Source organism: Sphingomonas sp. BK235 (assembly GCF_004345855.1).
Lineage (GTDB): Bacteria > Pseudomonadota > Alphaproteobacteria > Sphingomonadales > Sphingomonadaceae > Sphingomonas.
On sequence record NZ_SLXN01000004.1, the window covers coordinates 244,382 to 268,336 of the forward strand.

Genomic DNA, 23,955 nt, shown 5'->3' on the forward strand with positions numbered 1-23,955 from the left:
GCCGATAGAGAGACGCTCAAGCTAATGCAAGTCGGTCGCATCTGGCGTGGTCACAGCGACGCGTCGGCGAAGATGCGCACCAGGAAATCGAGGAACACGCGCAGCCGCGGCGACAGTGCGCGATTGTGCGGGTAGAGCGCGCACAAGGGCGTGGGCGTCGGCGGATGCGCGGGCAGCACCTCCACCAGCGTCCCCGCGGCGAGCTCCTCGGCGAAGCGGTAGCGCGGCGCCTGCGCCAGCCCGAAGCCGCGGCGCACCAGATCCGCGGTGGTGTCCGAATGGTTGGCGCTGACCCGCATCGGCAGCGTCACCTCGCGCACCGCCCCCTCCTCGGTGAACTCGAGCGGCAGCACGCCGCCGGTGAGCGAGGAGAGGAAACCCACCATCACATGCCCCGACAGTGCCGCGATCGTCGCGGGCACGCCGTGGCGCGCCAGATAGGCGGGGCTGGCGACGGTGACCTCGCGGATCGTCCCGAGGCGGCGCAGGATCAGCCCGCTGTCGGCCGGCTCGCCGACGCGGATCGCGCAATCCACCCCCTCGCGCACCAGATCGACCAGCCGGTCGCCCTGCCCGATGTGCAGGTGCAGCCGCGGATAGAGCGCGAGGAAATCCGGCAGACCCGGCAGGATGAAGGTGCGCGTCAGCAGCCCCGGCGCGTCGATCCGCAACTGGCCGTGCGGCTCGCCGTCGCGCAGCACCGCCTCGGCATCGTCGAGTTCGGCGAGGATCGCGGTACAACGCTCATAATAGGCCTGGCCGTCGATCGTCGGCGCGACGTGGCGCGTGGTGCGCTGGAGCAGCCGCGCGCCGAGCCGCGCCTCCAGCGCGCGGATCGCCTCGGTCGCGGTGGAGCGCGGGATGTCGAGATCGCCCGCCGCGGCGGTGAAGCTGCCGCGCTCGACCACGCGCACGAAGAGGCGGAGCGACTGGAGATGATCCATCCGCGATTGTTCGGCTGGGCCGAACGGTCTTGTCAATCGCGCGGCGATGATCCGCGCGCGCCGCGTCGCTAGATCGGGATGCGAAGGAGAAGCATCATGACCCAGACGCGCACGGCCATCGTCACCGGCGGATCGCGCGGCATCGGCGCGGCGATCGGCCGCCGCCTCGCCGCCGACGGGATCGCGGTGATCGTCAATTACGCGCACGGCCGCGACGAGGCCGAGGCGGTGGTCGCCGACATCACCGCCGCGGGCGGGCGCGCGGTCGCGATCGCGGCGGACCTGTCCGCCCGCGACGGCGCCGCGCGGCTGTTCGACGCGGCCGAGGCGGCGCTCGGCGCGATCGACATCCTCGTCAACAACGCGGGCGTGATGACGCTCGCCCCGATCGCCGAGATGGACGACGACGTCTATGAGCGGCACGTCGCGCTCAACCTCGGCGGCAGCTTCCGCGCGATGCGCGCCGCGGCGCGGCGGCTGCGCGACGGCGGGCGGATCATCAATTTCTCGTCCAGCGTGGTCGGCCTGAACCAGCCCGGCTACGGCGTCTATGCCGCGACCAAGGCGGCGGTGGAGACGCTCACCCGCGTCCTCGCCAAGGAAGTGGGCGCGCGCGGGATCACGGTCAACGCGGTCGCCCCCGGCCCGGTCGCCACCGCCTTGTTCCTCGACGACAAGAGCGAGGAGCAGGTCGCCGCGATCGCGCGGATGAACCCGGTGGGGCGGATCGGCGAACCAGACGACATCGCGCGCGTCGTCGCGCTGCTGGCGGGGGCGGACGCGCAGTGGATCAACGGCCAGGTCGTTCGCGCCAACGGCGGCATGGTCTGAGGAGCGGCGCGATGCGCTGGATCGTCACCGCGAGCGACACGCTGCTCCGCGTCGGCACCGGGCTGACGCTGGCGACGCATGGCTGGCCCAAGCTGCTGGGGCGGCCGCACGGGTCGATGGCCGACCCGATGGCGGCCTCGGTGCGGCTGATCGACGCGGTGCTGGGGCTGCCGTTCGCGCCGCTGCTCGGGCTGCTGGTGGCGCTGCTGGAGGGCGTGGGCGGGGTGATGCTCGCGCTCGGGCTGGCGACGCGCCCGCTCGCCGCGCTGGTGGCGGTGCAGATGGTCGCGATCGCGCTCGCGCTGGGGCCGACCTATCCCTGGATCGACCGCGGGATCGAATATCCGATCGTGCTCGGGCTGGTGGCGGTGGCGCTCGCCGCGCGCGGCGGCGGACCGCTGTCGCTCGACCGGCTGGTGGCGGCGATGTGGCGCGAGCGCGTGATGGCGTGAGGCACATCGCGGCGGCGGATCTGACGCTACCGCCCGCGCCCGTCGCGCGACGCCCCCGGCCACAGCGTGAAGACGGTGCGGCCCGGCTCGGAGGTCAGCTCCACGCGGCCGCCGTGGATCTGCGCGACGCGGTCGACGATCGCGAGCCCCAGCCCCGCGCTGCCCGCCGCGCCGCGATCGTGCCGCCAGAAACGGCGGAACACCGCCTCCTGCTGGTGCGGCGCGATGCCGGGGCCATCGTCCGCGACCGTGACGCGCCCGCTCGCCGCCACCGCCACCGCCACCTGCGTCCCGGCGGGCGTATGCGTCACCGCATTCTCCACCAGCGCCCCCAGCGCGCGCGCGAGAAAGGCGGCATGCCCCTCCACCCACACCGGCGGCGCGGGCCGGTCGAGCGCGATCGTCTGGCCGCGGCGATAGGCGAGCGGCGCGATCGCCGCGACGGTCTGCTCCGCCAGCGCGGCCAGGTCCACCGGCGCGCGCGGCGCGAGGTCGAGCGAGTCGAGCTCCGCGATCTCGAGCAGCTGCGCGACGATCTGCCCGAGCCCGTCGAGATCGCGCTTGAGCGCGGCCGCCAGCGCGGGGTCGCCGACCTGCTCGGCGCGGACGCGCGCCAGCGTGATCGGGGTGCGCAGCTCGTGCGCGGCGTCGGCGGTGAAGTCGCGCTGGGTGCGCAGGCTCTCGGTCAGCCGGTCGAGCGCGTCGTTGACCGCGCTGGCGAGCGGGCGCACCTCGGCGGGCAGGTCGGCCGCCGCGACGCGCACGTCGGGGCGCGACGGCCCGATCGTCCGCACCAGCGCGGAGGCGCGCCGCACCGGGCGCAGCGCGCGGCGCACGATCAGCGCGTCGACCCCGAGCAGCAGCAGCAGCAGCGGCAGCACCACCAGCGCGGCATGCGCGAGGAACTGGCGCACCACGTCGTCGACGATATTGGCGGGGTGGTCGAGATTCTGCACCACCACGATCCAGTAGCGCTGCCCCGCCAGCGTCACCGGCACGCTGAGCGCGGCGTAGAAAGCGCGGCGCGAGCGGCGCGTCCGATACGTCTCGGCGTCGCCGCGCGGCAGCCGGATGGCGCGCAGCATCGCCGCGGGCATCGCGTCGAGCCGCACGCGGCCGCGCGCGTCCACCACCGCATAGCCCAGCCCCGCCGCCTCCAGCCGCGCGCGATCGCCCGCGCCCGTTCCGCGTCCCGCCAGCATCAGCGTACCGTCCGCGCGCGCGACCAGATTGGCGCGCACCGCCAGCGCCTCCGAGCGGAGCGTCTGATGCTCGAACCGGTCCGCGGTGGCGTTGAGGAACAGATACACGCCCGCCGACACCGCCAGCGCGGTGAGCAGCACCGCGACGCCATGCCACCACAGGATGCGCGCGAGCAGCGAGCGCGGCGCGCGGATCACGCGCCCGCCTCGGCGAGCATATAGCCGACGCCGCGCACCGTGACGATCTGCGCGGTCGCCCCCGCCTCGGCGAGGCGGCGGCGCAGCCGGTGGACGCCGACCTCCACCGCGTTGGAGCCGAGCAGCTCCTCCATGCCGAACAGCTGCGCCTCGATCTGCGCCTTGGCGACGACGCGCTCGCGCCGCTGAATCAGCAGCTCGAACAGCGCCAGCTCGCGCGCGTGGAGCACCGCGGGCACGCCGCCGACGCGCACCTCGCGCGTGGCGGGGTCGAAGCTGGTGTTGCCGCAGGCGATCGCGCGGTCGGCGATCAGCCCGCTGCGACGGAGCAGCGCCTGGACGCGCGCGACCAGTTCCTCGGGCGCGAACGGCTTGACCAGATAATCGTCGCCGCCCGCGGCCAGCCCGGCGACGCGATCGTCGACGCTGCCGCGCGCGGTGAGCAGGATCACCGGCGTGGCGTCGCCGCGCGCGCGCAGCCGCCGCGCGACGTCGCGCCCGTCGCCGTCGGGCAGGCCGACGTCGAGCACCACCGCGGCATAGCTGCCGACCTCGAGCATCAAAAGCGCGTCCTCGGCGGTGCCGGCATGGTCGCTGGCGAACCCCGCCGCGGCGAGCAGCCGGCGCAGCATGCCGACCAGCTCGTCATGGTCCTCGACGATCAGCAGCCGCACGCGCCGCGCTCCCCCCGCCGCGCCGTAAGGCTGGTGTAAGCCGGCCGGCCTAGCCCGCGCCGGAACGGGGCCGGTGCCCCGACGACGCGACCGAAGAGATCCACCATGTCCACCATCGTCACCCGGGTCCGCCCCAGCGCGCCCGCGCCCGCCGCCGCGCGTCCCCCGCGCATCGCGCTGTTCTCCGGCAATTACAATTATGTTCGCGATGGCGCCAATCGCGCGCTCAACCGCCTGGTGGCGGATCTGGAGGCGCGCGGCGCGACCGTGCGGGTCTATTCGCCGACCGCGCCCGAGCCCGCCTTCGCGCCCGAGGGGACGCTGATCCCGGTGCGCTCGATCCGGCTGCCGGGGCGCGGCGACTATCGGCTCGGGCTCGGCCTGCCGCGCGGGGTGCGCGCCGACCTGCGCGGCTTCGCGCCCGATCTCGTCCATGTCTCGGCGCCCGACTGGACCGGGGTCGCGGCGCAGCGCTACGCGCGCGCGGCGCAACTGCCGCTGGTCGCCAGCCTGCACACGCGCTTCGAGACCTATGCGGCCTTCTACGGCGCGGGGCTGATCCGCCCGGTGCTGGAGCGGCACCTCGACCGTTTCTACGCGCGCTGCGACCGCGTGCTGGTGCCGACGCTGCCGATCCTCGCCGATTTCGTCGCGGCGGGGGCGGGCGACCGCGCGCGGCTGTGGAGTCGCGGGGTCGACCGCGCGCAATTCGACCCGGCGCGGCGCGACCCGGCGTGGCGCCGCGCGCAGGGCATCGCCGACGATGCCTGCGCGATCCTCTTCTTCGGCCGGCTGGTGCGCGAGAAAGGCGTGGCGGTCTATGCCGAGGTGGTGGAGGCGCTCGCCGCGGCGGGCACGCGGGTGCATCCGCTGATCGTCGGCGACGGGCCGGAGGCGGCGTGGCTGCGACGCCGGCTGCCCGACGCGACGATGACCGGGCATCTCGCGGGGGACGCGCTGGGGCGCGCGGTGGCGAGCGCCGACATCTTCTTCAATCCCAGCGTCACCGAGGCGTTCGGCAACGTCACGCTGGAGGCGATGGCGGCGGGCTTGCCCACGGTGAGCGTCGACGTGGCGAGCGCGCGCGCGCTGCTCGCGGCGGACACCGGGCTGTTCTACCCGCGCGACGCGCCGGCCCAGGCGGTGGAGCTGCTCGCGCGGCTGACCATGTTCCCCGACCGGCGCCGGCTGATGGGGCGGCGCGCGCGCGACGCCAGCGCGGCGTGGAGCTGGGAACGCGCCAGCGCGATGGTGTGGGACGCCTATCACGAGCTGCTCGGCGACCCCGCGCGCGCGGTGCCGCGATGAGGCAGGCCGCGCGCGGGGCCGTTGCGCTCGCCGCGCCCTTGCTCGCCTGCACCCCCGCGGCGGCGCAGCAGGCGCCCGAGATCGCCGAGCCGATGGTGTTCGACCTCGTCCGCCCGCTCGGCGCCAGGAGCGGCGAGCTGGAGGTCAACACGCTGGCGCAGCGCGACGTCGCCGGCCCGCACCGCGAGGTGGAATGGGCGCCCGAGGTGGAGCTGGCGGTCGCCGACGGCTTGGCGGTGGAACTGGAGCTGCCGTTCGCGGGGCGGCGGCTGACCGACCTCAAGCTCGGGTTGCAGGGGACGTTCGGGCTGATCGACGGCGGGCGCGGCATCCACGGCGTCCAGTATCTCGGGCTGTGGAACCGGGCGGCGCGGCGCTGGGAGAGTTCGCTGCTGTACGTCGTCGGCTATCGCTTCGGCGCGCGGGTCAGCACGCTCAGCATGATCGGGGTCGGCGACGTCAGCAGCGCGGGCGCGGCCGAGCGCGCGCTGCTGGTCAACCACACCAGCTTCTACGAGGCGGGCGACGACACCACCCTGGGGGTGGAGGTGAACGTCCGCGCCGGACGCGAGCGCGCGACGCTCGTGATGCCGCAGGTGCATCAGGCGCTGTCGCCGCGGCTCGAGCTCCAGGCCGGGATGGGCGCGCGGCGCGAGACCGGGGACGCGTGGCGGCCGCGCGCCGGGCTGCGGCTGGTCCGGGCGCTGTGACTCGCGCGCCGGGATCCGCGCCGCCGTGTCAGACCGGCATCACATAGACCAGTCCCTCGCGCCCGACATGTTCGGCACGCCGCACCAGATAGCGCACGCCGTCGAACGCGACGACATCGCCGACGCAGGGCAGTTCCTCTTCCTCGCGCGCGCACAGGAAACCTTTGGGCACGTCACGGCAGTAAGTGATCTTCATGGCGGTTACACGTAACCAACCGCGGCGCGACCACGAAGGTCGTTAAGGATCTTCTGTCGCGACCGCGTGACCACTTCGGCACAGATCGGCTCTCGCTCACGCGAGCTCGTCCGCCGCCACGTGCAGCGCGGCGATGCGGGCGCCCGCGCCGCTCGCGTCATGGAGCTGGCGCAGCCGCTCCAGCTGCGCCAGCGACGCCGCGATCACCGCCGCGGCGGCGAGCTGGCCGCCGCGGTGGAGCGTCACCACCGCCGCCTCGTCGAGCGCGTGCAGCGCGTCCTCGTCGATCGTGTAGAGGCCGTCGAGGCGATGCTCGGCGCCGTCGTCGAGTCGCAGCGCCAGCCCGAGCGGGCGCAGCAGCCGGTGCGCGGCGAGCGCGTCCGCCAGCGCGCGCGCCGCGGCGACGTCCGCGACCAGCCGCTCGAGCCCGCCGCGGACCTCGTCGACCAGCGCGGTCGGAGCGCCCGCCGCGATCAGCATCGTGCCGTCGCCGCGGAGCGCGGGCTCGGCCTCGTCCACCGCCAGCCCGCCCGCCCCGGCGGGATCGAGCCGGAAGGCGCCGAGCAGCAGCGCGCGCGGCAGATAGGTCGCGTGGAACCGCCCCCCCGCCACGAACAGGTTGCGCGGCGCCGCCAGCCCCATCAGCGCGACCGGGTTGAAGCGGCCGGTCTGCGCCTCCTTGGCGAGGCACAGCGGCATGTCCGCCGCGGCGAGCGCCAGCTCGCTCAGCCCGAGCTGCGCGATCCGCTGGCCCGCGCCCGCGCCCGCCGCCGCGGCGGCGGGGTCGAAGCGCATCGCGGCGTGGCGGCGCGGGTCGAGCGCGACGAGCGCGCTCATACCACCTGCAACCCGTGCTCGCGCACCGCGCGGAGCAGGTCGCGATGGCGCGGCAGCCGCTGCACCGCCTCGGCGCGCAGCCGATCGGTGCGCGCGATCATCCGCCGCGCCAGCGCGCTCTCCGGCGCGGCGGGCGCCACCGCGGCATAGTCCGTCGCGAAGCCCATGCCGTGCAGCACATATTGGTAGCTCGGCCAGGAGAACACCTCGCGCGCGTGCGCGAAGTCGTGCGGCGCGGGCGGATGCGTGCGCCACAGCGCCAGCCGCTCGTCCAGCCCGTCCGGCCAGGTCGCGGGCGCGGCATGGTCGCGCCAGAAGTCGGTGTCGGTGCGGCGCGTGATGGCGTAATGCAGCTTGAGGAACTCGATGATGCGCGCCCAATGGTGGGTAAAGGCGTGGTTGAACTGCCGCGCGGCGACGCGCATCGCGCCGCGGGTGCGCGGCAGCCGGTCCGCGATCGCGTCCATCGACGCCTCGATCAGCATCAGCGCCGACGCCTCGAGCGGCTCGATGAACCCGGCCGAGAGGCCGACCGCGACGCAATTGTTCTGCCAGAAGCGCTCGCGGTGTCCGCCCTCGATGGTGATCCGGCGCGCCACCAGCGCGTCCGCGGCGGGGCCGATGTAGCGCCGCAGCGCCGCCTCGGCGGCGTCGTCGCTGGTGTGCGCGCTGCTGTAGACATGGCCGACGCCGCGCCGCGTCCACAGCCCGATGTCCCAGATCCAGCCCGCCGGCTGCGCGGTGGCGACGGTGTGGCAGGCGATCGGCGCGTCCTCGCTGTCATACGGCACCTGGAGCGCCACCGCGCGGTCGGCGAACAGCACGTCGCCGCAGCCGCGGAACGGCACGCCATAGACGCCGCCGATCAGCAGCGCGGCGAAGCCGGTGCAGTCGACGAACAGGTCGCCCGCGACCATGTCGCCATCGGCGAGGACGAGCGCGGTGATGTCGCCGTCCGGCGCCTGGTCGACGCGCGCGACGTCGCCGATGACGTGGCGGACGCCGAGCCGCTCGACCGCATGGTCACGCAGCAGCGTCGCGAACTTGCCCGCGTCGAGGTGATAGGCGTAATTCGCCTGGCCGACCCATTCGGGCATGGTGATCGCCTTGGGCGCGAGCCCCGCGTCGCACAGCGCCGCCTGGAAATCGACCCAACCCGCGAAATCCTGCGCGCCGGGCGTGTCGGCCTGCGCGCGCCAGTGCGGCGCGAGGTCGAGCTCGGTCGCGCCGGCGGGCGGGTTGAGCGGGTGATAATAGCCGTCGTCCGGCGAATCGTCCGCCCAGCCGACGAACCGCGCGCCCTGTTTGAACGCCGCGTCACAGCCGCGGACAAAGTCCGTCTCAGTAATTCCGATCTTCGCCAATGTGTTACGCATGGTCGGCCAGGTCCCCTCACCGACCCCGACGGTGGGGATGCGCGCCGATTCGACCAGGGTCACCGTAACAGGACTGCCGCTGCGCTGCGCCTGGGCGGCGAGCCGACAGGCCGCGATCCACCCCGCCGAGCCCCCGCCCACCACCACCACTTGGCGCACGGCGCTATCGTCATGGCGTTGATTGTCTGACATAATTACTCTGCCTCCTCCCCCGGTCGCGCACCATGCCGATCTTTGTGACCGATTCTGGTTGTATTTGTCGGATATATCCGTGAGAATGGCGCCACAGCACAGGCAAAACAAGCGTGGCTGTTAAAATGGGGAGGATGACGGTGGCGACCAGCTTTCGGCAAGTGACGGCGCGTGCTTTTCTTTTCTCGGGCGGGATGGGATGCGCGATCGGCGCGCTCGTCGCGGCCACACCGGTGCTGGCACAGACTGCGCCCGACGCACCGCCCGCGCAATCCGCGCCCCCCGGCCAGACCGACAATGCCGCCGAGGACATCGTCGTCACCGGCATCCGCGCCAGCATCGCTTCCTCGGCGGCGCAGAAGCGCGACGCGGTCGGCATCCTCGACGCGATCTCGTCGGAGGACCTGGGCAAGTTCCCCGACGCCAACGTCGCCGAGTCGCTCCAGCGCATCCCGGGCGTCGCGATCGACCGCACCAACGGCGAGGGCGCGCAGGTCAGCGTCCGCGGCCTCGGGCCGGCGTTCAACACCGTGCTGTTCAACGGCCGCAGCTTCGCCAGCGACAATTACAACCGCGCCTTCTCGTTCGACCTGATCCCGGCCGAGCTGATCAGCGGCGCGCAGGTCTACAAGACCGCGCAGGCCCCGCTGCAGGGCGGCGGCATCGGCGCGACCATCAACGTGCAGACGCCGCGCCCGCTCGCGCTCAACGGCTTCAAGGCGATCGTCACCGGCAAGGCGCTGTACGAGAAGAACAGCGAGAAATTCACCCCGCAGGGCTTCGGCCTGATCAGCAACACCTTCGCCGACGGCAAGCTGGGCCTGCTCGCGTCGGTGTCGTACCAGCGCCGCATCGCGCAGATCGCCTCGGTCAGCAACGACGGCTATCTGCCCAACAGCTCGGTCGGCCCGAACGACGATCCGATCGCCACGGGCGTCTACGCGCCGCGCAACTTCAACGTGAACCAGGCGCGCGACGTCCGTACCCGCCTCGGCGCCACGGTGGTGGCGCAATATCAGCCGACCGACGAGCTGACCTTCACGCTCGACGGCCTGTACAACAAGTTCAAGAGCGACTCGAAGACACGCGCGCTCGGCGCCTGGTTCGAGCCGACCAGCTACACCGACGCCACGATCGACGACAATCGCACCGTCACCGCGCTCACCACCAACGGCAACGCCGACTTCATCTCCTCGGGCGCGCTGCGCGAGACGACGACCTGGGAGGGCGGCTTCAACGCCGAGTGGAACCCGGCCAACAACTTCAAGATGGTGATCGACGCCTCTTACTCGCGCGCCAAGAACGCGGGCGGTGGTGGATCCTATTTCACCGTGATCGGCACGCCGACGCCTTATTCCTTCACCCAGGCGCAGGGGAACGGCATCCCCACGGTCAACGGCTTCGCCGACGGCGTGCTGACCAACCCGGCGCTGGGCCGCACCCATATCGCGGGGATCAACGGCAACGACGTCACCGAGAAGGTGCAGGAATATCGCTGGAACAACGAGTGGAAGCCGGGGCTGGGCGTGTTCCAGACGGTGCGCTTCGGCCTGATGAGCACGACGCGCGACAAGAGCAACGTCGCGATCACCTCGGGCGACGACGTCGGCTGCGTCTATTGCGGCTATCCGACGCTGGCGGACTCGTCGCTGCTGTCGCCCTTCACGGTCAAGGGGCTGGGTGCGCCGAGCGGCGCGGTGCCGACCACCTTCCTCACCTATGACGCGTTCCGGTATCTCAACTTCCTCGCCAGCCCGGCGGCGACCTCGGCGCTCGACACGAAATACGGCCTCGCGCCGGGCACGACCGCGGCCCGCTATGCCGCGACCAACGGCTATGCGGTCGCGCCGCAGCCGGGCACGCGGGTGAAGGAGACGGTGTGGGCGAGCTACGCCGACGTCGACTTCGCGGGCGAGCTGGGCAGCATGCCGTGGCTGGTCAATGTCGGGGCGCGCTACGAATATACCGAGCTGACCTCGTCGGGCAGCCAGCGCCAGCTCGTCGACCTGACCCCGACCCAGGGCAACCCGCCGACCGACCCGACCATCTATGTCGGCGTCTTCGCCAGCCCGACCGGCACGCCGATCTCGCAGAAATCGTCGTACAGCAACTTCCTGCCCGCGCTGAACGCACGGCTCAACTTCACGCCGGAACTGCAGGTCCGCTTCGCCGCCTACAAGACGCTGACCCGGCCGGCGATCGGCGACCTGGCGCCGAGCCTCGACATCGGCACCTTGCGCCCGGCGACGCTGACCGCGAGCGGCGGCAACCCCAACCTCAAGCCCTATCAGGCCAAGAACCTCGACCTGTCGCTGGAATGGTATCCCACGCGCACGACCACGCTGTCGGCGGCAGTCTTCTACAAGAAGGTGGACGATTTCATCATCCAGCTGTTCGGCGACGAGCTGTTCCCGATCCGCAACGCGGGCAACGCGCAGGGCGTCGGGCTGCCGGTCGGCGGGCTGATCGTCGACCAGAACACCGCGCGGTTCAGCGTGCGCCGGCCGCGCAACGCCCAGTCGCTCGACATCAAGGGGCTGGAGCTCAACCTGGTCCACACGCTCGACTGGCTGCCCGGCGTGTTCAGCGGCCTGGGCGTCCAGGCCAACGCCACCTTCGTCAGCACCAACCGCGACTTCGACACCAGCCAGGTGGGGCAGTCGTTCGCCGCGGAGGGGATCGGCAACTCGCAGAACGCCACGGTCTTCTACGAGAAATACGGCATCTCGGCGCGCATCGCCTATAACCGCCGCGAGCGCTTCCTGCGCGAGCTCGCCGGCGGCGCGGGCAACGAGCCGATCTTCGTGCGCGACTACGGCCAGTTCGACGGCAGCATCGCGGTGAACGTCACCCCGTTCGCGCAGGTGTTCGTGGAGGGCACCAACCTGTTCAACGCCAAATATTACACCACCGGCCGCTTCGACAACCAGCTGCTGCAATATCAGAACTTCGGTCCGCGCTACGACGCGGGGGTGCGGTTCTCCTTCTGACGCGCGCCGGGCGCGGCGATCGCGCCCGACCGGATCAGTGTCACGGCCGGCGTCCGGGAACGGGCGCCGGCCGTTCGCGTATGCGCGGTTGACAGCGCGCATTCCGGAACATAACGAGTACGAAGGCGGAGCGGACGCACCGCCGGGCTGGTGTGAGTCGCGCGTGCCGGCCACCATATATGGGTGATCGCCGCGTCGGCCTCATCAACATAGCCGATTTACCCACAGAAAAGTTGCGGCGCGGGCGCGGCCACGGGCTGGTCTCGCTGGCCCGTTCTGGTTAGGATGCGCGGGTCGTCAGAGGCGCGTCGCGACGGCGCGACCGGTGCGCGCGGCGACGATGCCCGCAGCGACGATGGGGCGAAGGGAGACGCGCGGTGCGCCGCAACGACGAGCAGCAAGGCAGGGGAGACGCGGCGCCGCGCCATCGCCCGCGCGCGCGCCGTTCCGTCGCCGCGGCGGCGCGAATCGACGCGGGGCGGCACCGCCTCGGCGGCACCGCTCCGGGTCACGCGCGCCGCGGCGCGGTCCGGCCCGGGTCCGTCCCGCCCCCGGATGGAGCGGGACCGGCGCGATCAGGCGTCTTCCTCGAACATGTCCACCGCATTCTGCGCGGTGGCCGAGAGGCGCACCGTGTCGCCCTCGATCTCCGCCACCAGGCCGAGCGGCAGGTAATGATGCTTGGCGCCCTGCCCGTCCTCGGTGGAGGGCGAATCGTTCTTGGTCAGCTTGATCCGGTCGCCATCGACGTGGTCGACGGTGCCGACGTGGACGCCGTCCGCGCCGATCACCTCGGCATGTTCCTTGATCTGGCTGGCATCGACCATCGTGAGTCTCCTCTGTTCGGTTCGGGTGCGCAACGCACGGATCGGGAGATGGTCGCATGCTGAGCACGCTGCCGCCGCAGTCGGCGATCATGTTCGCGGTCGCCGCGCCGTTCACGCTGGCGGGGGCGTGGCTGCTCGCGCAATTGCGCCACCCGCTGCCCGAGGCGCGCGTCTACGCCTATCGCATGGTCGGCGTGATGGCGCTGGCGGGCGGTGTGGTGCTCGCGCTGTCCGCCGCGGCGATGTGGCAGTGGAGCCTCGACCCATGACCGACCCGCCGCGCCGCGCGCCCCTCCTTCCTTCCCATCGTTCCGTCCCGGAGTAACCGCCATGTCCCTCCTCGAAGCCCGCAAGCAGTACAAGCCGTTCGAATACCCCTGGGCGTTCGAGTTCTGGAAGCGCCAGCAGCAGCTCCACTGGCTGCCCGAGGAAGTGCCGCTCGGCGAGGATTGCCGCGACTGGGCGCAGAAGCTGACCGATCACGAGCGCAACCTGCTCACCCAGATCTTCCGCTTCTTCACCCAGGCCGACGTCGAGGTGCAGGACTGTTACCACGAGAAATACGGTCGCGTGTTCAAGCCGACCGAGGTCAAGATGATGCTGACCGCGTTCAGCAACATGGAGACGGTCCACATCGCGGCTTACTCGCACCTGCTCGACACGATCGGCATGCCCGAGAGCGAATATGGCGCCTTCCTCGAGTACGGCGAGATGAAGGACAAGCATGATTACATGCAGAACTTCGGCGTCGACAGCGACGAGGACATCGCGCGCACGCTCGCCATGTTCGGCGGCTTCACCGAGGGCGTGCAGCTGTTCGCCAGCTTCGCGATGCTGATGAACTTTCCGCGCTTCAACAAGATGAAGGGCATGGGGCAGATCGTCAGCTGGTCGGTGCGCGACGAGAGCCTGCATTGCGAGGGCATCATCCGCATGTTCCACGCCTTCTGCCAGGAGCGCCAGTGCCTGACCAAGGCGGTGAAGGACGACATCGCCGACGTGTGCCAGACGACGATCCGGCTGGAGGACAATTTCATCGACCTGGCCTTCGAGATGGGCCCGGTCGAGGGGATGAAGCCCAAGGAGATCAAGAAGTACATCCGCTATATCGCGGACTGGCGGCTCAACCAGCTCGGGCTGAAGCCGATCTACATGATCGACGAGCACCCGCTGCCGTGGCTGACGCCTTTGCTCAACGGCGTGGAGCACGCCAACTTCTTCGAGACGCGCGCGACCGAGTACTCGAAGGCGGCGACCAAGGGGCAGTGGAACGACGTGTGGGACTCGTTCGACAAGCGTCAGAAGGCCAAGGGTGGTAAGCCGGCGAACGAGGACGCGGGCGAGGCGAGCGGGGATATGTTCGCGGGCGTGGCGGCGGAGTGAGCTAGCTCTCCTTCTCTGAAGGGGATCGTTGCGAATCGTGATTGCGCCTCCCACTCTCGTCATCCCGGCCTTGAGCCGGGATCCATGGTTCCGCAAAGCATTGGCTAAGGTGTTCGCGGCACGATGGATCCCGGCTCAAGGCCGGGATGACGGCAACGTCGCAACCATCCCCAGACGGGAAGGGAGCACCACCGGACTGTCGCTCGACCACCATGACGAACTCATGGCAAACTGGCAGCGCGGCCTCGATCGCGTGCCGCTTGAGATGATCCCGGGAGCGGACATGGATGATTAAGCTCGCCGGCCTGACCGTCACTGGCCCCGTCGCGTTGACGCTGACCTTCTCCGACGGCACGCGCGCCGTCTGGAGCGCGGACGAGCTGATCGCTCGCGACACGGTCACGACTCGTCCGCTCGCCAACCCCGCCTTCTTCGCGCGCGCGTTCCTGGAGGCGGGCGCCCTCGCCTGGCCGAACGGCCTCGAGCTGTCACCGGCCAGTCTGCATCGGCGGCTCGAAGCGGCGGGCGCGCTGGTCAGGCCGGAAACCGCCTTTCCATGACCCCGAGCTGGCACCCCGCCCCCGACAGCGGCATCGCGATCCGCGAAGTCGCCGCCAACGGCCTCACCTTCGAGGTGGCCGAGGCCGGGAGCGGCGAGCATCTCGCATTGTGCCTCCACGGCTTCCCCGAGCTGCACTACAGCTGGCGCCACCAGATGCCGCTCCTCGCCGAACTCGGCTATCGCGTCTGGGCGCCCAACCAGCGCGGCTATGGCGGCACCTCCCGCCCCGCCGCGGTCGCCGACTATACCATGGACCGGATCGTCACCGACGCCGCCGCGCTGTTCGACGCCAGCGGCGCGCGCACGCTGACGCTGATCGCGCACGACTGGGGCGGCGCGATCGCGTGGAACTTCGCGATCAACCGGGTGCGCCCGCTCGAGCGGCTGGTGGTAATGAACCTGCCCCACCCCGCCTGCTTCGCCGCGGCGCTGCGCCACTGGCCGCAGCGGCGGCGCAGCTGGTACATGAGCGCCTTCCAGCTCCCCTGGCTGCCCGAGCGCGTGATGGCGCTGCGCGACGCCGCGCTGGTGCGTCGCGCTTTCCGCGGCATGGCGGTGGACAAGACGCGCTTCCCCGACGCGGTGCTCGACGTCTATGCCGCGGCGGCGCGGCGCCCGGGCGCGCTCACCGCGATGATCAACTGGTATCGCGCCGCGGCGCGTCACCGCGACCGGATGCGCTTCGACAACGGCGGGCGGGTCGAGGTGCCCACGCTGATCGTCTGGGGCGAGGAGGATGCGGCGCTCGGGCTCGAGACGCTCGACGGCACCGACCGCTACGTCGCCGACCTCACCGTGCGGCGACTGCCGGGCGTGTCGCACTGGGTGCAGCAGGAGGCGCCCGAGGCAGTCGACGCGATCCTGCGCGCGTGGCTTCCTCCCGCGCCCGCCACACCCGGATAGCCGAAGGGGCGAGGCCGTCGCCGGCCCCGCCCCTTCTCCCCCGCACGGAACGCTACTGGTGCGGTCGGTCGCGCGTGGCTCCCTTCGCGACCGAAGCCGGGATCAGAAGTGCGCCACGATGCCGAGCGTCGGGCGGAAGCTGTTGGTCCAGCCGAAGGTCGAGACCTCGCCGCGCAGGCGGATGCCCGAATTGCCGGTCAGCCCGCCGAGCCCGATCTCCTTCGGGCCGACCTCGAAGCCGACGCCGTAGGTGACGTCGTGGAAGTCGCGGTCGGTGTTCACGCGCTTGTCGAAATTGACCCACTGATAGCCGACCTTGCCGTAGATCAGCCCGCTCTCGCCGGCGCGCAGGCCGAAGCGGCCGGCGGCGCCATACTGCCAGTCGATATCGCCCGACACGCCCTTGGCGACATTGCCCTCGGCACCGACGAAGAAGGCGCCGAGCGGCACGTTGGCGCCGACCAGACCCTCGACCAGCGAGCCGTTGAGCTTGTTCTGGCGCGGCGCACCCGGGACGCTGTCGGTCTGGAACTCCTCCCAGCCGCCGCGGATCGCGACATAGGGCTCGAACCCGAACGCCTTGGTGCCGTCCGGCGCGGTCGCGGTGTCGACCGGCGCGGCGGTGTCGGTCGCGGTGGCGTCCTGCGCCAGCGACGGGGTGGCGACAAACGCGGCGGACGCGGCGACGGCCGCAAGAACGAGCTTACGCATGGACTTCCTCGAGATCAGTTGTCGTTGTCCGGCTGACGGCGCCGCAGGCGCCCGGACCGGGGACCCTCTGAACCGCGCGCCCCTGGGATGGTTGCTGGAAAAAAGTGCCGCGGCGCGCGGTGATCGCGCGCTGTTGCCAAAGTGACACGCTTTCTGTCGCTCAGGTGAACGCGACCGCTCCATTGTGGCGAAGATCGGGCGGCCCCGCCGCGGAACGGTCACAGCGCGGGCGCTCGCGCGGCAGCCCGCGCGGCACGGTCAGAGGTCGAGCGCCCAGCCGTCGCGTCCGCGCGGATCGGGCGCCTGCGCGGGCACGTAGCGCGTCGCGCCCGCGTCGAGCCGCAGGATCGTCCAGTCGCCGCGCCGATCCACCTCGGCGACGGTGCAGCCGCACGACGCGAACGCCGCCACCACCTCGGCGCGCTGGGTCTCGAGCAGCCCGGCGAGCACGATCGCGGCTCCCGGCGCGGCGATCGCGGTCACCTCGGGCGCCATGGAGATCAGCGGCCCCGCGAGGATATTGGCGATCACCAGGTCATAAGGCGCGCGCGCCGCGATCGCCTCCGACAACGCGCCGTCGGCGACCACCAGCGCGATCCCGTCGATCGCGTTGGCGGCCATGTTGGCGCGCGTCACGTCGATCGCCGCGGGATCGATGTCGGTCGCGGTCACCTGCGCGTCGGGCCACAGATGGCGCGCGGCGAAGGCGAGCAGCCCCGTGCCCGTGCCGAGATCGATCGCGTTGCGCACCGCGCGCGCGGCGAGCGCGTCGAGCATGGCGAGACAGCCCGAGGTGGTGGCGTGATGCCCGGTACCGAACGCCTGCCCCGCGTCGATCAGGAAGGCGCGCCCGCCCGCGGGCGCGGTCATCGGATGCGCGCTGGTGTGGACGACGAACCGCCCCTCGCTGATCGGCTCGAGCCCGGCCTGGCTCAGCGTCACCCAATCCTGCGCGGTCAGCGGAGTCACCGTCGGCGCGACCGCGGCGGCGCTCGGCACCAGCGCGCGCAGCGCCGCGAGCATCGCGGCGTCGGGCTCCCGCTCCATATAAGCGTCGAGCCGCCAGCGCTCGCGATCGTCCTCGACCTCCTCGCTCGTCATCAGCACCGCGTCGATCGCGAGATCGTCGGCGGCGTCGATCGCTTCCGCCTCGGCGCGGGTGCACGGCAGGGTGACGCGCCAGCTGTCGATCGTCTCAGCGGACATAGCTGGCCCCGTTCACGTCGAGCACCGCGCCGGTCATCGACGGCGGCGCGGACAGCGCGAGGAAGCGCGCCACCTCCGCCACTTCCTCGGGCCGGGCGACGCGACCGAGCGGGATGTCGGCGAGCAGCCTGTCGCCGCCGCGGCTGGCGAGATAGTCGTCGGCCATGCCGGTCATGGTGAAGCCCGGGCAGATCGCGAAGGCGAGGATGTTCTCCGCGGCATAGCCGCGCGCGATCGTCTTGGTCATCGCCACCATCCCGGCCTTGGCGGCGGCGTAATGCCAGTGCGCGGGGCTGTCGCCGCGATAGGCGGCGCGGCTGGCGACGTTGACCAGCCGCCCGCCGCGCCCGCCGTCGCGCCAGTGGCGCACCGCGTGGCGGCTGAGCGCCGCGGCGGCGGTGAGGTTGATCCGCAGCGTGCGCTCCCATTCGTCGAGCCAGGCGTCCGAGTCGATCGGATTGGCCTCGAACACGCCGGCATTGTTGATCAGCACGTCGATGCGGCCGCCGAGCCGGTCGAGCGCGGCGTGCCATAGCCGGTCGGGCGCGTCGGGCTCGGCGAAATCGGCGGCGAGTCCGGTGGCGGTGGCGTGGCGCGCGAGCGTGACGCCGGGGGTGGCGTCGAGCGCGGCGGCGATCGCGGCGCCGATGCCGCGGCTCGCGCCGGTGAGGAGGACGTTGACCATGCGCCTCCCGTAGGACGGATCGGCGGTGGCTCGCCAGCCCCGTTCGCCGGCCTCATGAAGCTGGCGAGCGCGGGCGAAGGAGAATCGCTCGCGGAGGCGCGGAGCCCGCGGAGCGCGATGGCGGCGGCGTGCCCGGCCCGATCGTGGGCGGGCCGCGGCTGCGCGTCGGGCCCGCGGCGTCTGTTCCCGCTGATCGGAAGCGGCAGCGTGCTCCGGCGAACGCCGGAGCCCAGGGTCACTGACGTGGCGCCCAGTCGCGCCGGGCTCACGGACGTTCGAGTCGGCTTGGAGGAAGCGGCCCTCCCCTCCCGGCGCCCTGGCGTGAACCCCCTCTCGTCGCCGAGGCCAAACACAGCGCCGCCGCGCGGACGTCCCCCTCGCCCCGCGCCGTTCAGGCCGCGGCGCGCTGCTCCCCGCCGAACGGCGCGAGCGCGTCGAGGAACTGGCGCGCGCTCGCCGCCCAGGTGAAGCGCGCCCCCGCCGCGGCGCAGGCGGTGCGGTCGAGCGTCAGCGCGCGCGCGATCGCGGTCTCCAGCCGCTCGTCCATCGCGCCCGCCTCTGGAGTGAGCACGTCGATCGGGCCGGCGACCGGATAGGCCGCCACCGGCGTGCCGCAGGCGAGCGCCTCGATCATCACCAGCCCGAACGTGTCGGTGCGGCTGGGGAAGACCAGCACGTCGGCGGCGCGATAGGCCGCGGCGAGATCCTCGCCGAACCGCGCGCCGAGGAACAGCGCGTCGGGGAATCGCCGCTCCAGCGAAGCGCGCGCGGGGCCGTCGCCCACCACCACCTTCACCGCCGCGACCTCGGCGGCGAGGAAGGCATGGATGTTCTTCTCCACCGCGACGCGTCCGACATGGAGCAGCACCGGCGCGCCCCCCACCGCGGCGCGCGCCGCGGCGATCCGCGCGTCGACCGCCCCGCCGGGGTGAAACTCGCGCGCGACCCCGCGCCCCCAGCGCCGCACGCGCGCCAGCCCGTGCGCGCGCAGCGTGCGCTCGATCGTGGGGGTGGAGACGAGCACCGCCGCGGCGGGATCGTGGAACCAGCGCACATAGCGCCAGATCCACGCCGGATCCGCGCCGGTGCGCGCCGCGACATAATCGGGGAATTGCGTGTGATAGGCGGTGGTGAAGGGCAGGCGCCGCGCGCGGCACCAGCGCCGCGCCGCGAGCCCGAGCGGCCCCTCGGTCGCGATATGCACCGCCTCCGCCGCGAAGCCGGCGATCCGCCGCCCGACCGCCGCCGGGGTCATCAGCGCCAGCCGGATCTCGGGATAGGTCGGGCACGGCAGGGAAGGCACCCCGCTGGGCGATACCACCAGCACCTCGTGCCCGCCCGCGCGCAGCTCGGCGATCACCGCCTCGAGCGTGCGCACCACGCCGTTGATCTGCGGCGCCCAGGCATCGGTGACGATCGCGATCCGCATCGCGCGCGCTCAGGCAGCGAGCGCGGTGCGGGCCGGCGCCGGGGCGGCGAGCGCCACCGCGGGCGCCACGCTGCGGCGGCGCATCTCCTCGCCCCAGTCGAGGATCTCCATCCGGCCGTCGCCATGCTCGACCAGCGCGGTGCAGCCCTCGACCCAGTCGCCGTCGTTGTAATAAGAAATGCCCGCGATCTCGCGCATCTCGGCGGTGTGGATATGGCCGCACACCACGCCCTGCACCCCGCGGCTGCCCGCCGCCTCGGCGACGATCTCCTCGAAGCGCGAGATGAACGCCACCGCGTTCTTCACCTTGGCCTTGGCGTGCTTGCTGAGCGACCAATACGGCATGCCCCAGCGCCGCCGCACCGCGCTGACCCAGCGGTTGAGCGCCATCAGCATCGTGTACGCCGCATCGCCGACATGCGCGAGCCAGCGGTGCGACAGGGTGATCGCGTCGAACTCGTCACCGTGGAGCACCAGCAGGCGGCGGCCGTCGGCGGTCTCGTGGATCGCCTTGCGTCGGATCTGGATGCCGCCGAAGTCGAGCCCGGCGAACTGGCGGAACATCTCGTCGTGGTTGCCGGGGATATAGATCATGCGCGTGCCGCGGCGCGCGCGCTTCATCAGCCGCCCGATCACGTCATTGTGCGCGGCGGGCCAGTAGAAGCGCTTCTTGAGCTGCCAGCCGTCGATGATGTCGCCGACCAGGTACATGGTGTCGCTGTCGACATGGTCGAGGAAGTCGATCAGCATGTCGGCGTTGCAGCCGCGCGTGCCGAGATGCACGTCGCTGATCCACACGGTGCGATAGCGGCGGCGCGGGCCGCCCGGCTGCTCGGGGATCACCTGCTCGGGCCGGTGCGGGCGTGCGTCGGCGTCGAACAGGTCGGCGATATCGCCCAGCGGCAGGGCCGCGGTCAGCGCGCTGATCGAGTGAACCGTCGTCGGCATGGCAGCCCTCCCTCGCTGCCCGTTCCTACGCCGCCCATGTGACACGCGTGTCACCGCGGCTTGACGCGCGGGTGACGCTCCGGTGACGGTTCGGCGTCACGCCGAGGGAGCGGCGCGCCGCGGCGACCCGATCTGGCGAGCGCAGCGCGGGCCGCCCCGTTCCGTCATCCTGAACTCGTTCCAGGATCCACCGTGCCGCTCACTCACACGCCGCGGCGCTCGCGGGCGCGTGGATCCTGAAACGAGTTCAGGATGACGGCGGGCGTGAGGTAGGGCCGCCCTCAGTCGCGGTCGAGCAGCGCGCCGGCGCCGCGGCGCACGCCCTCCACGGTGCCGGCGAAGACGAGGTGCGAGCCCAAGGTGTAGAGGTTGCCCTTGGCCTCCGCCTCGGGCCACGGCCCCCAGCCCGCGGCGGGGACGAGCAGATCGTCGAGCAGCAGCATCGTCAGCGCGCCGAACGGCAGGCCGAAGCCCGTCGCGGTCTCGGGCCAGCGTTCCGCCGCGGCGACATAGCCCAGCCCGAGCGCGGCGCCGACGCCGTAATGGACCGCGCTGCCCGCGCGGCGACGGTTCTTCTGCGTGACCGGCCGCCCCTCCACCGCGCGGCTGACCGAGTCGGCGGCTTTCACCGTGGCGGGATCGTCATTGCCCTTGTCGAGCCCGAGCGGCGGCGCGGCGAGCGCCTGGAACCGGTCCATCACGAAGGCGGCGGCCAGGCCGGCGCCGAGGCCGAGCGCGACGGTGGAGAGAAGCGAGCGCATGGGGATCTCCGAGAGTGTCGCAGCGCAACGCGCCAGCCCGCGCGAGGATGCCGCCGCGCCGGCCGCGCCGCGACCGCACCGGGCGGCGGAACACAAGCCGTATTGCTTGATTGATACACGTCGCGCTAGGCTGGCGCGCCGGATTCTCCCGCAGAGGTGATCGAGACGATGAAGCTGGTGCGTGGCGCCTGGAAGCTGCTGGTGGGCATCAAGGATGCGCTGGTGCTCGCGGCGATGCTGCTGTTCTTCGCGCTGCTGTTCGCCGCGCTCAACGCGCGCTCGCGCCCCGGCGCGATCAAGGACGGCGCGCTGCTGCTCGCGCTGGACGGCCCGATCGTCGAACAGCCCGAGGAGATCCAGCCCACCGCGCTGCTCAGCGGCCAGCAGATCGGCAAGCAATACCGCCTGCGCGACGTGCTGCGCGCGATCGACGCGGCCAGCGGCGACGGTCGCGTCAAGGCGATCGTGCTCGATCTCGACAAGTTCGGCGGGGGCTATCCCGCCGCGCTGGGCGAGGTGCAGGAGGCGTTGCTGCGCGCGCGCAAGGCGGGCAAGCCGGTGCTGGCCTATGCCACCGCTTATACCGACGCGGGCTATCGCCTCGCCTCGGCGGCGAGCGAGGTGTGGATGAACCCGCTGGGCGGCACGCTGTTCGCCGGGCCGGGGGGCAGCCAGCTCTATTACAAGGGGCTGCTCGACAAGCTGGGCGTCAACGCGCACGTCTATCGCGTCGGCAAGTTCAAGTCGGCGGTCGAGCCCTATGTCCGCACCGACCAGAGCCCCGAGGCGCGCGCCGCGGCGCAGGAACTGTACGGCACCTTGTTCCAGCAATGGCGCGAGTCGATCGCCAGCGCGCGGCCCAAGGCGCAGGTCGCGCCGTGGCTGGCCGACCCGGCGCAGCTCGTCCAGCGCGCGCAGGGCGATGTCGCGCGCGCCAACGTCGCCACCGGGCTGGTCGACAAGCTCGGCGACCGCGTCGCGTTCGGCCGCCGCGTCGCGCAGCTCGCGGGCGGCGACGACAGCAAGCCCGCCGGCTGGTTCCAGACGATCCGCTACCAGGCCTATGTCGATGCCGCGCCGCTGCCCAAGACCGGCGAGATCGGCGTGCTGACCGTCGCGGGCGAGATCGTCGACGGCGAGGCGCAGCCGGGCACCGCCGGCGGCGACACCGTGTCCAAGCTGCTCTACCAGGGCATGATCGACAACAAGCTCAAGGCCTTGGTGCTGCGCGTCGACTCGCCGGGCGGGTCGGTGCTGGCGTCCGAGAAGATCCGCCAGGCGGTGCTCGAGGCCAAGCGCCGCGGGCTGCCCGTTGTGGTGTCGATGGGCGGGCTCGCCGCCTCGGGGGGCTATTGGGTGTCGACCCCGGGCGACGTGATCTTCGCCGAGCCGGGGACGATCACGGGATCGATCGGCATCTTCGGCATCATCCCGACCTTCGAGAACACGCTCACCAAGATCGGCCTGTCGGCGGACGGGGTGAAGACCACCCCGTTGTCGGGCCAGCCCGACGTGCTGGCGGGCACCACGCCGCAGCTCGACGCGGTGGTGCAATCGGGCATCGAGCACGGCTATCGCGAGTTCCTGTCGCGCGTGTCGCAGTCGCGCAAGCTCCCGGTCGAGCGCGTCGACGAGATCGGCCAGGGCCGCGTCTGGGTCGGCGGCATCGCGCATCAGCTCAAGCTGGTCGACCGCTTCGGCGGGCTCGATGCCGCGGTGCGCGAGGCGGCGCGCCGCGCCAAGCTCGACCAGGACAAGCCGCCGGTGGTCTATCTCGACAAGAAGCCCGGCTTCGCCGCGCAGATCGCGCAGCAACTCGCCAGCCAGGAGGACGACGACGATGCCGGCGCCCCCGCCGACGCCGTCGGGCGGCTGGCGTGGCAGCGGCAACAGGCGTTCGCGGTCGCGCTGGGCGACGCGCGGCGGCTGCTGACCGGCGCCTCGGTGCGCGCGCAATGCCTCGAATGCGCGGGGCTCGGCCCGGTGCAGGCGAGCGCGGCCGATCGCACCCTGCTCCAGCTGGTGCTCGCCAAGGTGGGGCTCTGATGCCCCCCGGCCCGATCGCGATCCGCGCCGCGACCGAGGCGGACGCCGCCGCGATCGCCGCGATCTACGCGCCCTATGTGCTGCAGGGCACGGTGTCGTTCGAGAGCGAGGCGCCCGACGCCGCGACGATGCGCGACCGGATCACCGCCTCCGACGGTCATTACCCCTGGCTCGTCGCGGCATCGCTCGCCGAGGGCGGGGGCGAGCGCGGGCTGCTCGCTTACGCTTATGCCACGCGCTTCCGCGACCGGCCGGCCTATCGCTATGTCGTCGAGACCTCGATCTACGCCGCCGACGCCACCCAGCGCCAGGGGGTCGGCCGGCTGCTGTACGAGGCGCTGGTCGACACGCTGCGCGCGCAGGGCTTCACCCAGGCGATCGGGGTGATCGCGCTGCCCAACGACGCCTCGATCACGCTGCACGAGGCGGTCGGCTTCCGCCGCGCGGGCGTGTATCGCGAGGTCGGCTACAAGCAGGGGCGCTGGATCGACGTCGGCCTGTGGCAATGCGCGCTCAACGAATCGGCGATCCCGCCGATCGAGCCGCGCGCCTTCCGCGACGTCGGCGTGCGGCGCGACTGAGCC

General features: G+C 72.0%; 26 protein-coding genes. 13 read left to right on the forward strand and 13 right to left on the reverse strand.

The genetic code is table 11. The features are described 5' to 3' along the window. Positions 1-50 precede the first annotated feature (50 nt). Positions 51-944, reverse strand: coding sequence for a LysR family transcriptional regulator (locus EV292_RS12985; protein ID WP_132909638.1), 894 nt, complete (start codon positions 942-944; stop codon positions 51-53). Between the two features lie 96 nt (positions 945-1,040). Here EV292_RS12985 and EV292_RS12990 point away from each other — a divergent pair, with 96 nt between their 5' ends. Both EV292_RS12990 and EV292_RS12995 read left to right on the forward strand, forming a co-directional pair. Continuing rightward, positions 1,041-1,775, forward strand: coding sequence for an SDR family oxidoreductase (locus EV292_RS12990; protein ID WP_132909639.1), 735 nt, complete (start codon positions 1,041-1,043; stop codon positions 1,773-1,775). 11 nt (positions 1,776-1,786) lie between these two features. Next, entirely contained in the window at positions 1,787-2,227 is a 441-nt protein-coding gene (locus tag EV292_RS12995) for a DoxX family protein (RefSeq protein WP_132909640.1), read from the forward strand. Between the two features lie 26 nt (positions 2,228-2,253). On the opposite strand, the gene EV292_RS13000 is transcribed toward EV292_RS12995, so the two are convergent. Then, positions 2,254-3,627, reverse strand: a complete 1,374-nt coding sequence (locus tag EV292_RS13000; RefSeq protein ID WP_132909641.1) for an ATP-binding protein — start codon at positions 3,625-3,627, stop codon at positions 2,254-2,256. Then, complete coding sequence (locus EV292_RS13005) at positions 3,624-4,301, reverse strand: response regulator transcription factor (RefSeq protein ID WP_132909642.1); 678 nt, start codon at positions 4,299-4,301, stop codon at positions 3,624-3,626. Before EV292_RS13005 ends, EV292_RS13000 begins: the two co-directional genes overlap by 4 nt. A 105-nt stretch (positions 4,302-4,406) precedes the next feature. Here EV292_RS13005 and EV292_RS13010 point away from each other — a divergent pair, with 105 nt between their 5' ends. Both EV292_RS13010 and EV292_RS13015 read left to right on the forward strand, forming a co-directional pair. Beyond that, the gene (locus EV292_RS13010) at positions 4,407-5,609 is read left to right on the forward strand and encodes a glycosyltransferase family 1 protein (protein WP_132909643.1); all 1,203 of its coding nucleotides are present in this window, start codon (positions 4,407-4,409) and stop codon (positions 5,607-5,609) included. Then, positions 5,606-6,319 carry a hypothetical protein gene (locus EV292_RS13015; RefSeq protein ID WP_243693763.1) on the forward strand — a complete coding sequence of 238 codons (714 nt, stop codon included), beginning with the start codon at positions 5,606-5,608 and terminating at the stop codon, positions 6,317-6,319. Before EV292_RS13010 ends, EV292_RS13015 begins: the two co-directional genes overlap by 4 nt. 28 nt (positions 6,320-6,347) lie before the next feature. On the opposite strand, the gene EV292_RS22660 is transcribed toward EV292_RS13015, so the two are convergent. From EV292_RS22660 to EV292_RS13025, 3 genes are all read right to left on the reverse strand, one after another. After that, entirely contained in the window at positions 6,348-6,515 is a 168-nt protein-coding gene (locus EV292_RS22660) for a hypothetical protein (protein WP_165927100.1), read from the reverse strand. A 96-nt stretch (positions 6,516-6,611) separates the two neighbouring features. After that, on the reverse strand, positions 6,612-7,352 hold the full coding sequence (locus tag EV292_RS13020) for a SapC family protein (RefSeq protein WP_132909644.1): 741 nt from the start codon (positions 7,350-7,352) through the stop codon (positions 6,612-6,614). After that, the gene (locus EV292_RS13025; protein WP_132909645.1) at positions 7,349-8,920 is read right to left on the reverse strand and encodes a tryptophan halogenase family protein; all 1,572 of its coding nucleotides are present in this window, start codon (positions 8,918-8,920) and stop codon (positions 7,349-7,351) included. Before EV292_RS13025 ends, EV292_RS13020 begins: the two co-directional genes overlap by 4 nt. 140 nt (positions 8,921-9,060) lie before the next feature. Between EV292_RS13025 and EV292_RS13030 the strand changes: the two genes are divergently transcribed. Beyond that, entirely contained in the window at positions 9,061-11,910 is a 2,850-nt protein-coding gene (locus tag EV292_RS13030; protein WP_165927101.1) for a TonB-dependent receptor, read from the forward strand. A 575-nt stretch (positions 11,911-12,485) separates the two neighbouring features. Here the strand turns inward: EV292_RS13030 and EV292_RS13035 are convergent. Then, a complete protein-coding gene (locus tag EV292_RS13035) occupies positions 12,486-12,737 on the reverse strand; it encodes a DUF2171 domain-containing protein (RefSeq protein ID WP_132909647.1) in 252 nt (83 codons plus the stop codon). 56 nt (positions 12,738-12,793) lie between these two features. On the opposite strand from EV292_RS13035, the gene EV292_RS13040 reads away from it, so the two are divergent. From EV292_RS13040 to EV292_RS13060, 5 genes are all read left to right on the forward strand, one after another. Then, the gene (locus EV292_RS13040; RefSeq protein WP_243693764.1) at positions 12,794-13,006 is read left to right on the forward strand and encodes a hypothetical protein; all 213 of its coding nucleotides are present in this window, start codon (positions 12,794-12,796) and stop codon (positions 13,004-13,006) included. Positions 13,007-13,067: 61 nt separating this feature from the next. Continuing rightward, the gene (locus tag EV292_RS13045) at positions 13,068-14,120 is read left to right on the forward strand and encodes a ribonucleotide-diphosphate reductase subunit beta (protein ID WP_132909648.1); all 1,053 of its coding nucleotides are present in this window, start codon (positions 13,068-13,070) and stop codon (positions 14,118-14,120) included. Positions 14,121-14,157: 37 nt separating this feature from the next. Then, positions 14,158-14,415, forward strand: coding sequence for a hypothetical protein (locus tag EV292_RS13050; protein ID WP_132909649.1), 258 nt, complete (start codon positions 14,158-14,160; stop codon positions 14,413-14,415). Further along, positions 14,408-14,680, forward strand: a complete 273-nt coding sequence (locus tag EV292_RS13055; protein WP_132909650.1) for a DUF2442 domain-containing protein — start codon at positions 14,408-14,410, stop codon at positions 14,678-14,680. Before EV292_RS13050 ends, EV292_RS13055 begins: the two co-directional genes overlap by 8 nt. Beyond that, positions 14,677-15,585 (forward strand): alpha/beta hydrolase, encoded by a 909-nt coding sequence (locus EV292_RS13060; RefSeq protein WP_132909651.1) that lies wholly within the window; start codon positions 14,677-14,679, stop codon positions 15,583-15,585. The genes EV292_RS13055 and EV292_RS13060 overlap by 4 nt, the downstream gene beginning before the upstream one ends. 102 nt (positions 15,586-15,687) lie before the next feature. Here EV292_RS13060 and EV292_RS13065 read toward each other — a convergent pair whose 3' ends face one another. After that, entirely contained in the window at positions 15,688-16,296 is a 609-nt protein-coding gene (locus EV292_RS13065; protein WP_132909652.1) for an opacity protein, read from the reverse strand. Here EV292_RS13065 and EV292_RS22665 point away from each other — a divergent pair. Beyond that, positions 16,295-16,441 carry a hypothetical protein gene (locus EV292_RS22665; protein WP_165927103.1) on the forward strand — a complete coding sequence of 49 codons (147 nt, stop codon included), beginning with the start codon at positions 16,295-16,297 and terminating at the stop codon, positions 16,439-16,441. The genes EV292_RS13065 and EV292_RS22665 overlap by 2 nt on opposite strands. 113 nt (positions 16,442-16,554) lie before the next feature. Here EV292_RS22665 and EV292_RS13070 read toward each other — a convergent pair whose 3' ends face one another. The 5 genes from EV292_RS13070 to EV292_RS13090 all read right to left on the reverse strand — a co-directional run bounded on the left by EV292_RS13070 (position 16,555) and on the right by EV292_RS13090 (position 21,325). Beyond that, the gene (locus tag EV292_RS13070; protein WP_132909653.1) at positions 16,555-17,502 is read right to left on the reverse strand and encodes a 50S ribosomal protein L11 methyltransferase; all 948 of its coding nucleotides are present in this window, start codon (positions 17,500-17,502) and stop codon (positions 16,555-16,557) included. Next, positions 17,492-18,187, reverse strand: a complete 696-nt coding sequence (locus EV292_RS13075) for an SDR family oxidoreductase (RefSeq protein WP_132909654.1) — start codon at positions 18,185-18,187, stop codon at positions 17,492-17,494. The genes EV292_RS13070 and EV292_RS13075 overlap by 11 nt, the downstream gene beginning before the upstream one ends. A 391-nt stretch (positions 18,188-18,578) precedes the next feature. Continuing rightward, positions 18,579-19,616 (reverse strand): glycosyltransferase family 1 protein, encoded by a 1,038-nt coding sequence (locus tag EV292_RS13080; RefSeq protein ID WP_132909655.1) that lies wholly within the window; start codon positions 19,614-19,616, stop codon positions 18,579-18,581. A 9-nt stretch (positions 19,617-19,625) separates the two neighbouring features. Further along, positions 19,626-20,564: a UDP-2,3-diacylglucosamine diphosphatase gene (locus tag EV292_RS13085; protein ID WP_132909656.1), complete on the reverse strand. Its 939-nt coding sequence runs from the start codon at positions 20,562-20,564 to the stop codon at positions 19,626-19,628. A 281-nt stretch (positions 20,565-20,845) separates the two neighbouring features. Beyond that, on the reverse strand, positions 20,846-21,325 hold the full coding sequence (locus EV292_RS13090; protein ID WP_132909657.1) for a DUF1440 domain-containing protein: 480 nt from the start codon (positions 21,323-21,325) through the stop codon (positions 20,846-20,848). A gap of 168 nt (positions 21,326-21,493) precedes the next feature. Between EV292_RS13090 and sppA the strand changes: the two genes are divergently transcribed. Beyond that, complete coding sequence (sppA, locus tag EV292_RS13095) at positions 21,494-23,371, forward strand: signal peptide peptidase SppA (protein ID WP_132909658.1); 1,878 nt, start codon at positions 21,494-21,496, stop codon at positions 23,369-23,371. Beyond that, a complete protein-coding gene (locus EV292_RS13100; protein WP_132909659.1) occupies positions 23,371-23,952 on the forward strand; it encodes a GNAT family N-acetyltransferase in 582 nt (193 codons plus the stop codon). The genes sppA and EV292_RS13100 overlap by 1 nt, the downstream gene beginning before the upstream one ends. Positions 23,953-23,955: the final 3 nt, after the last annotated feature.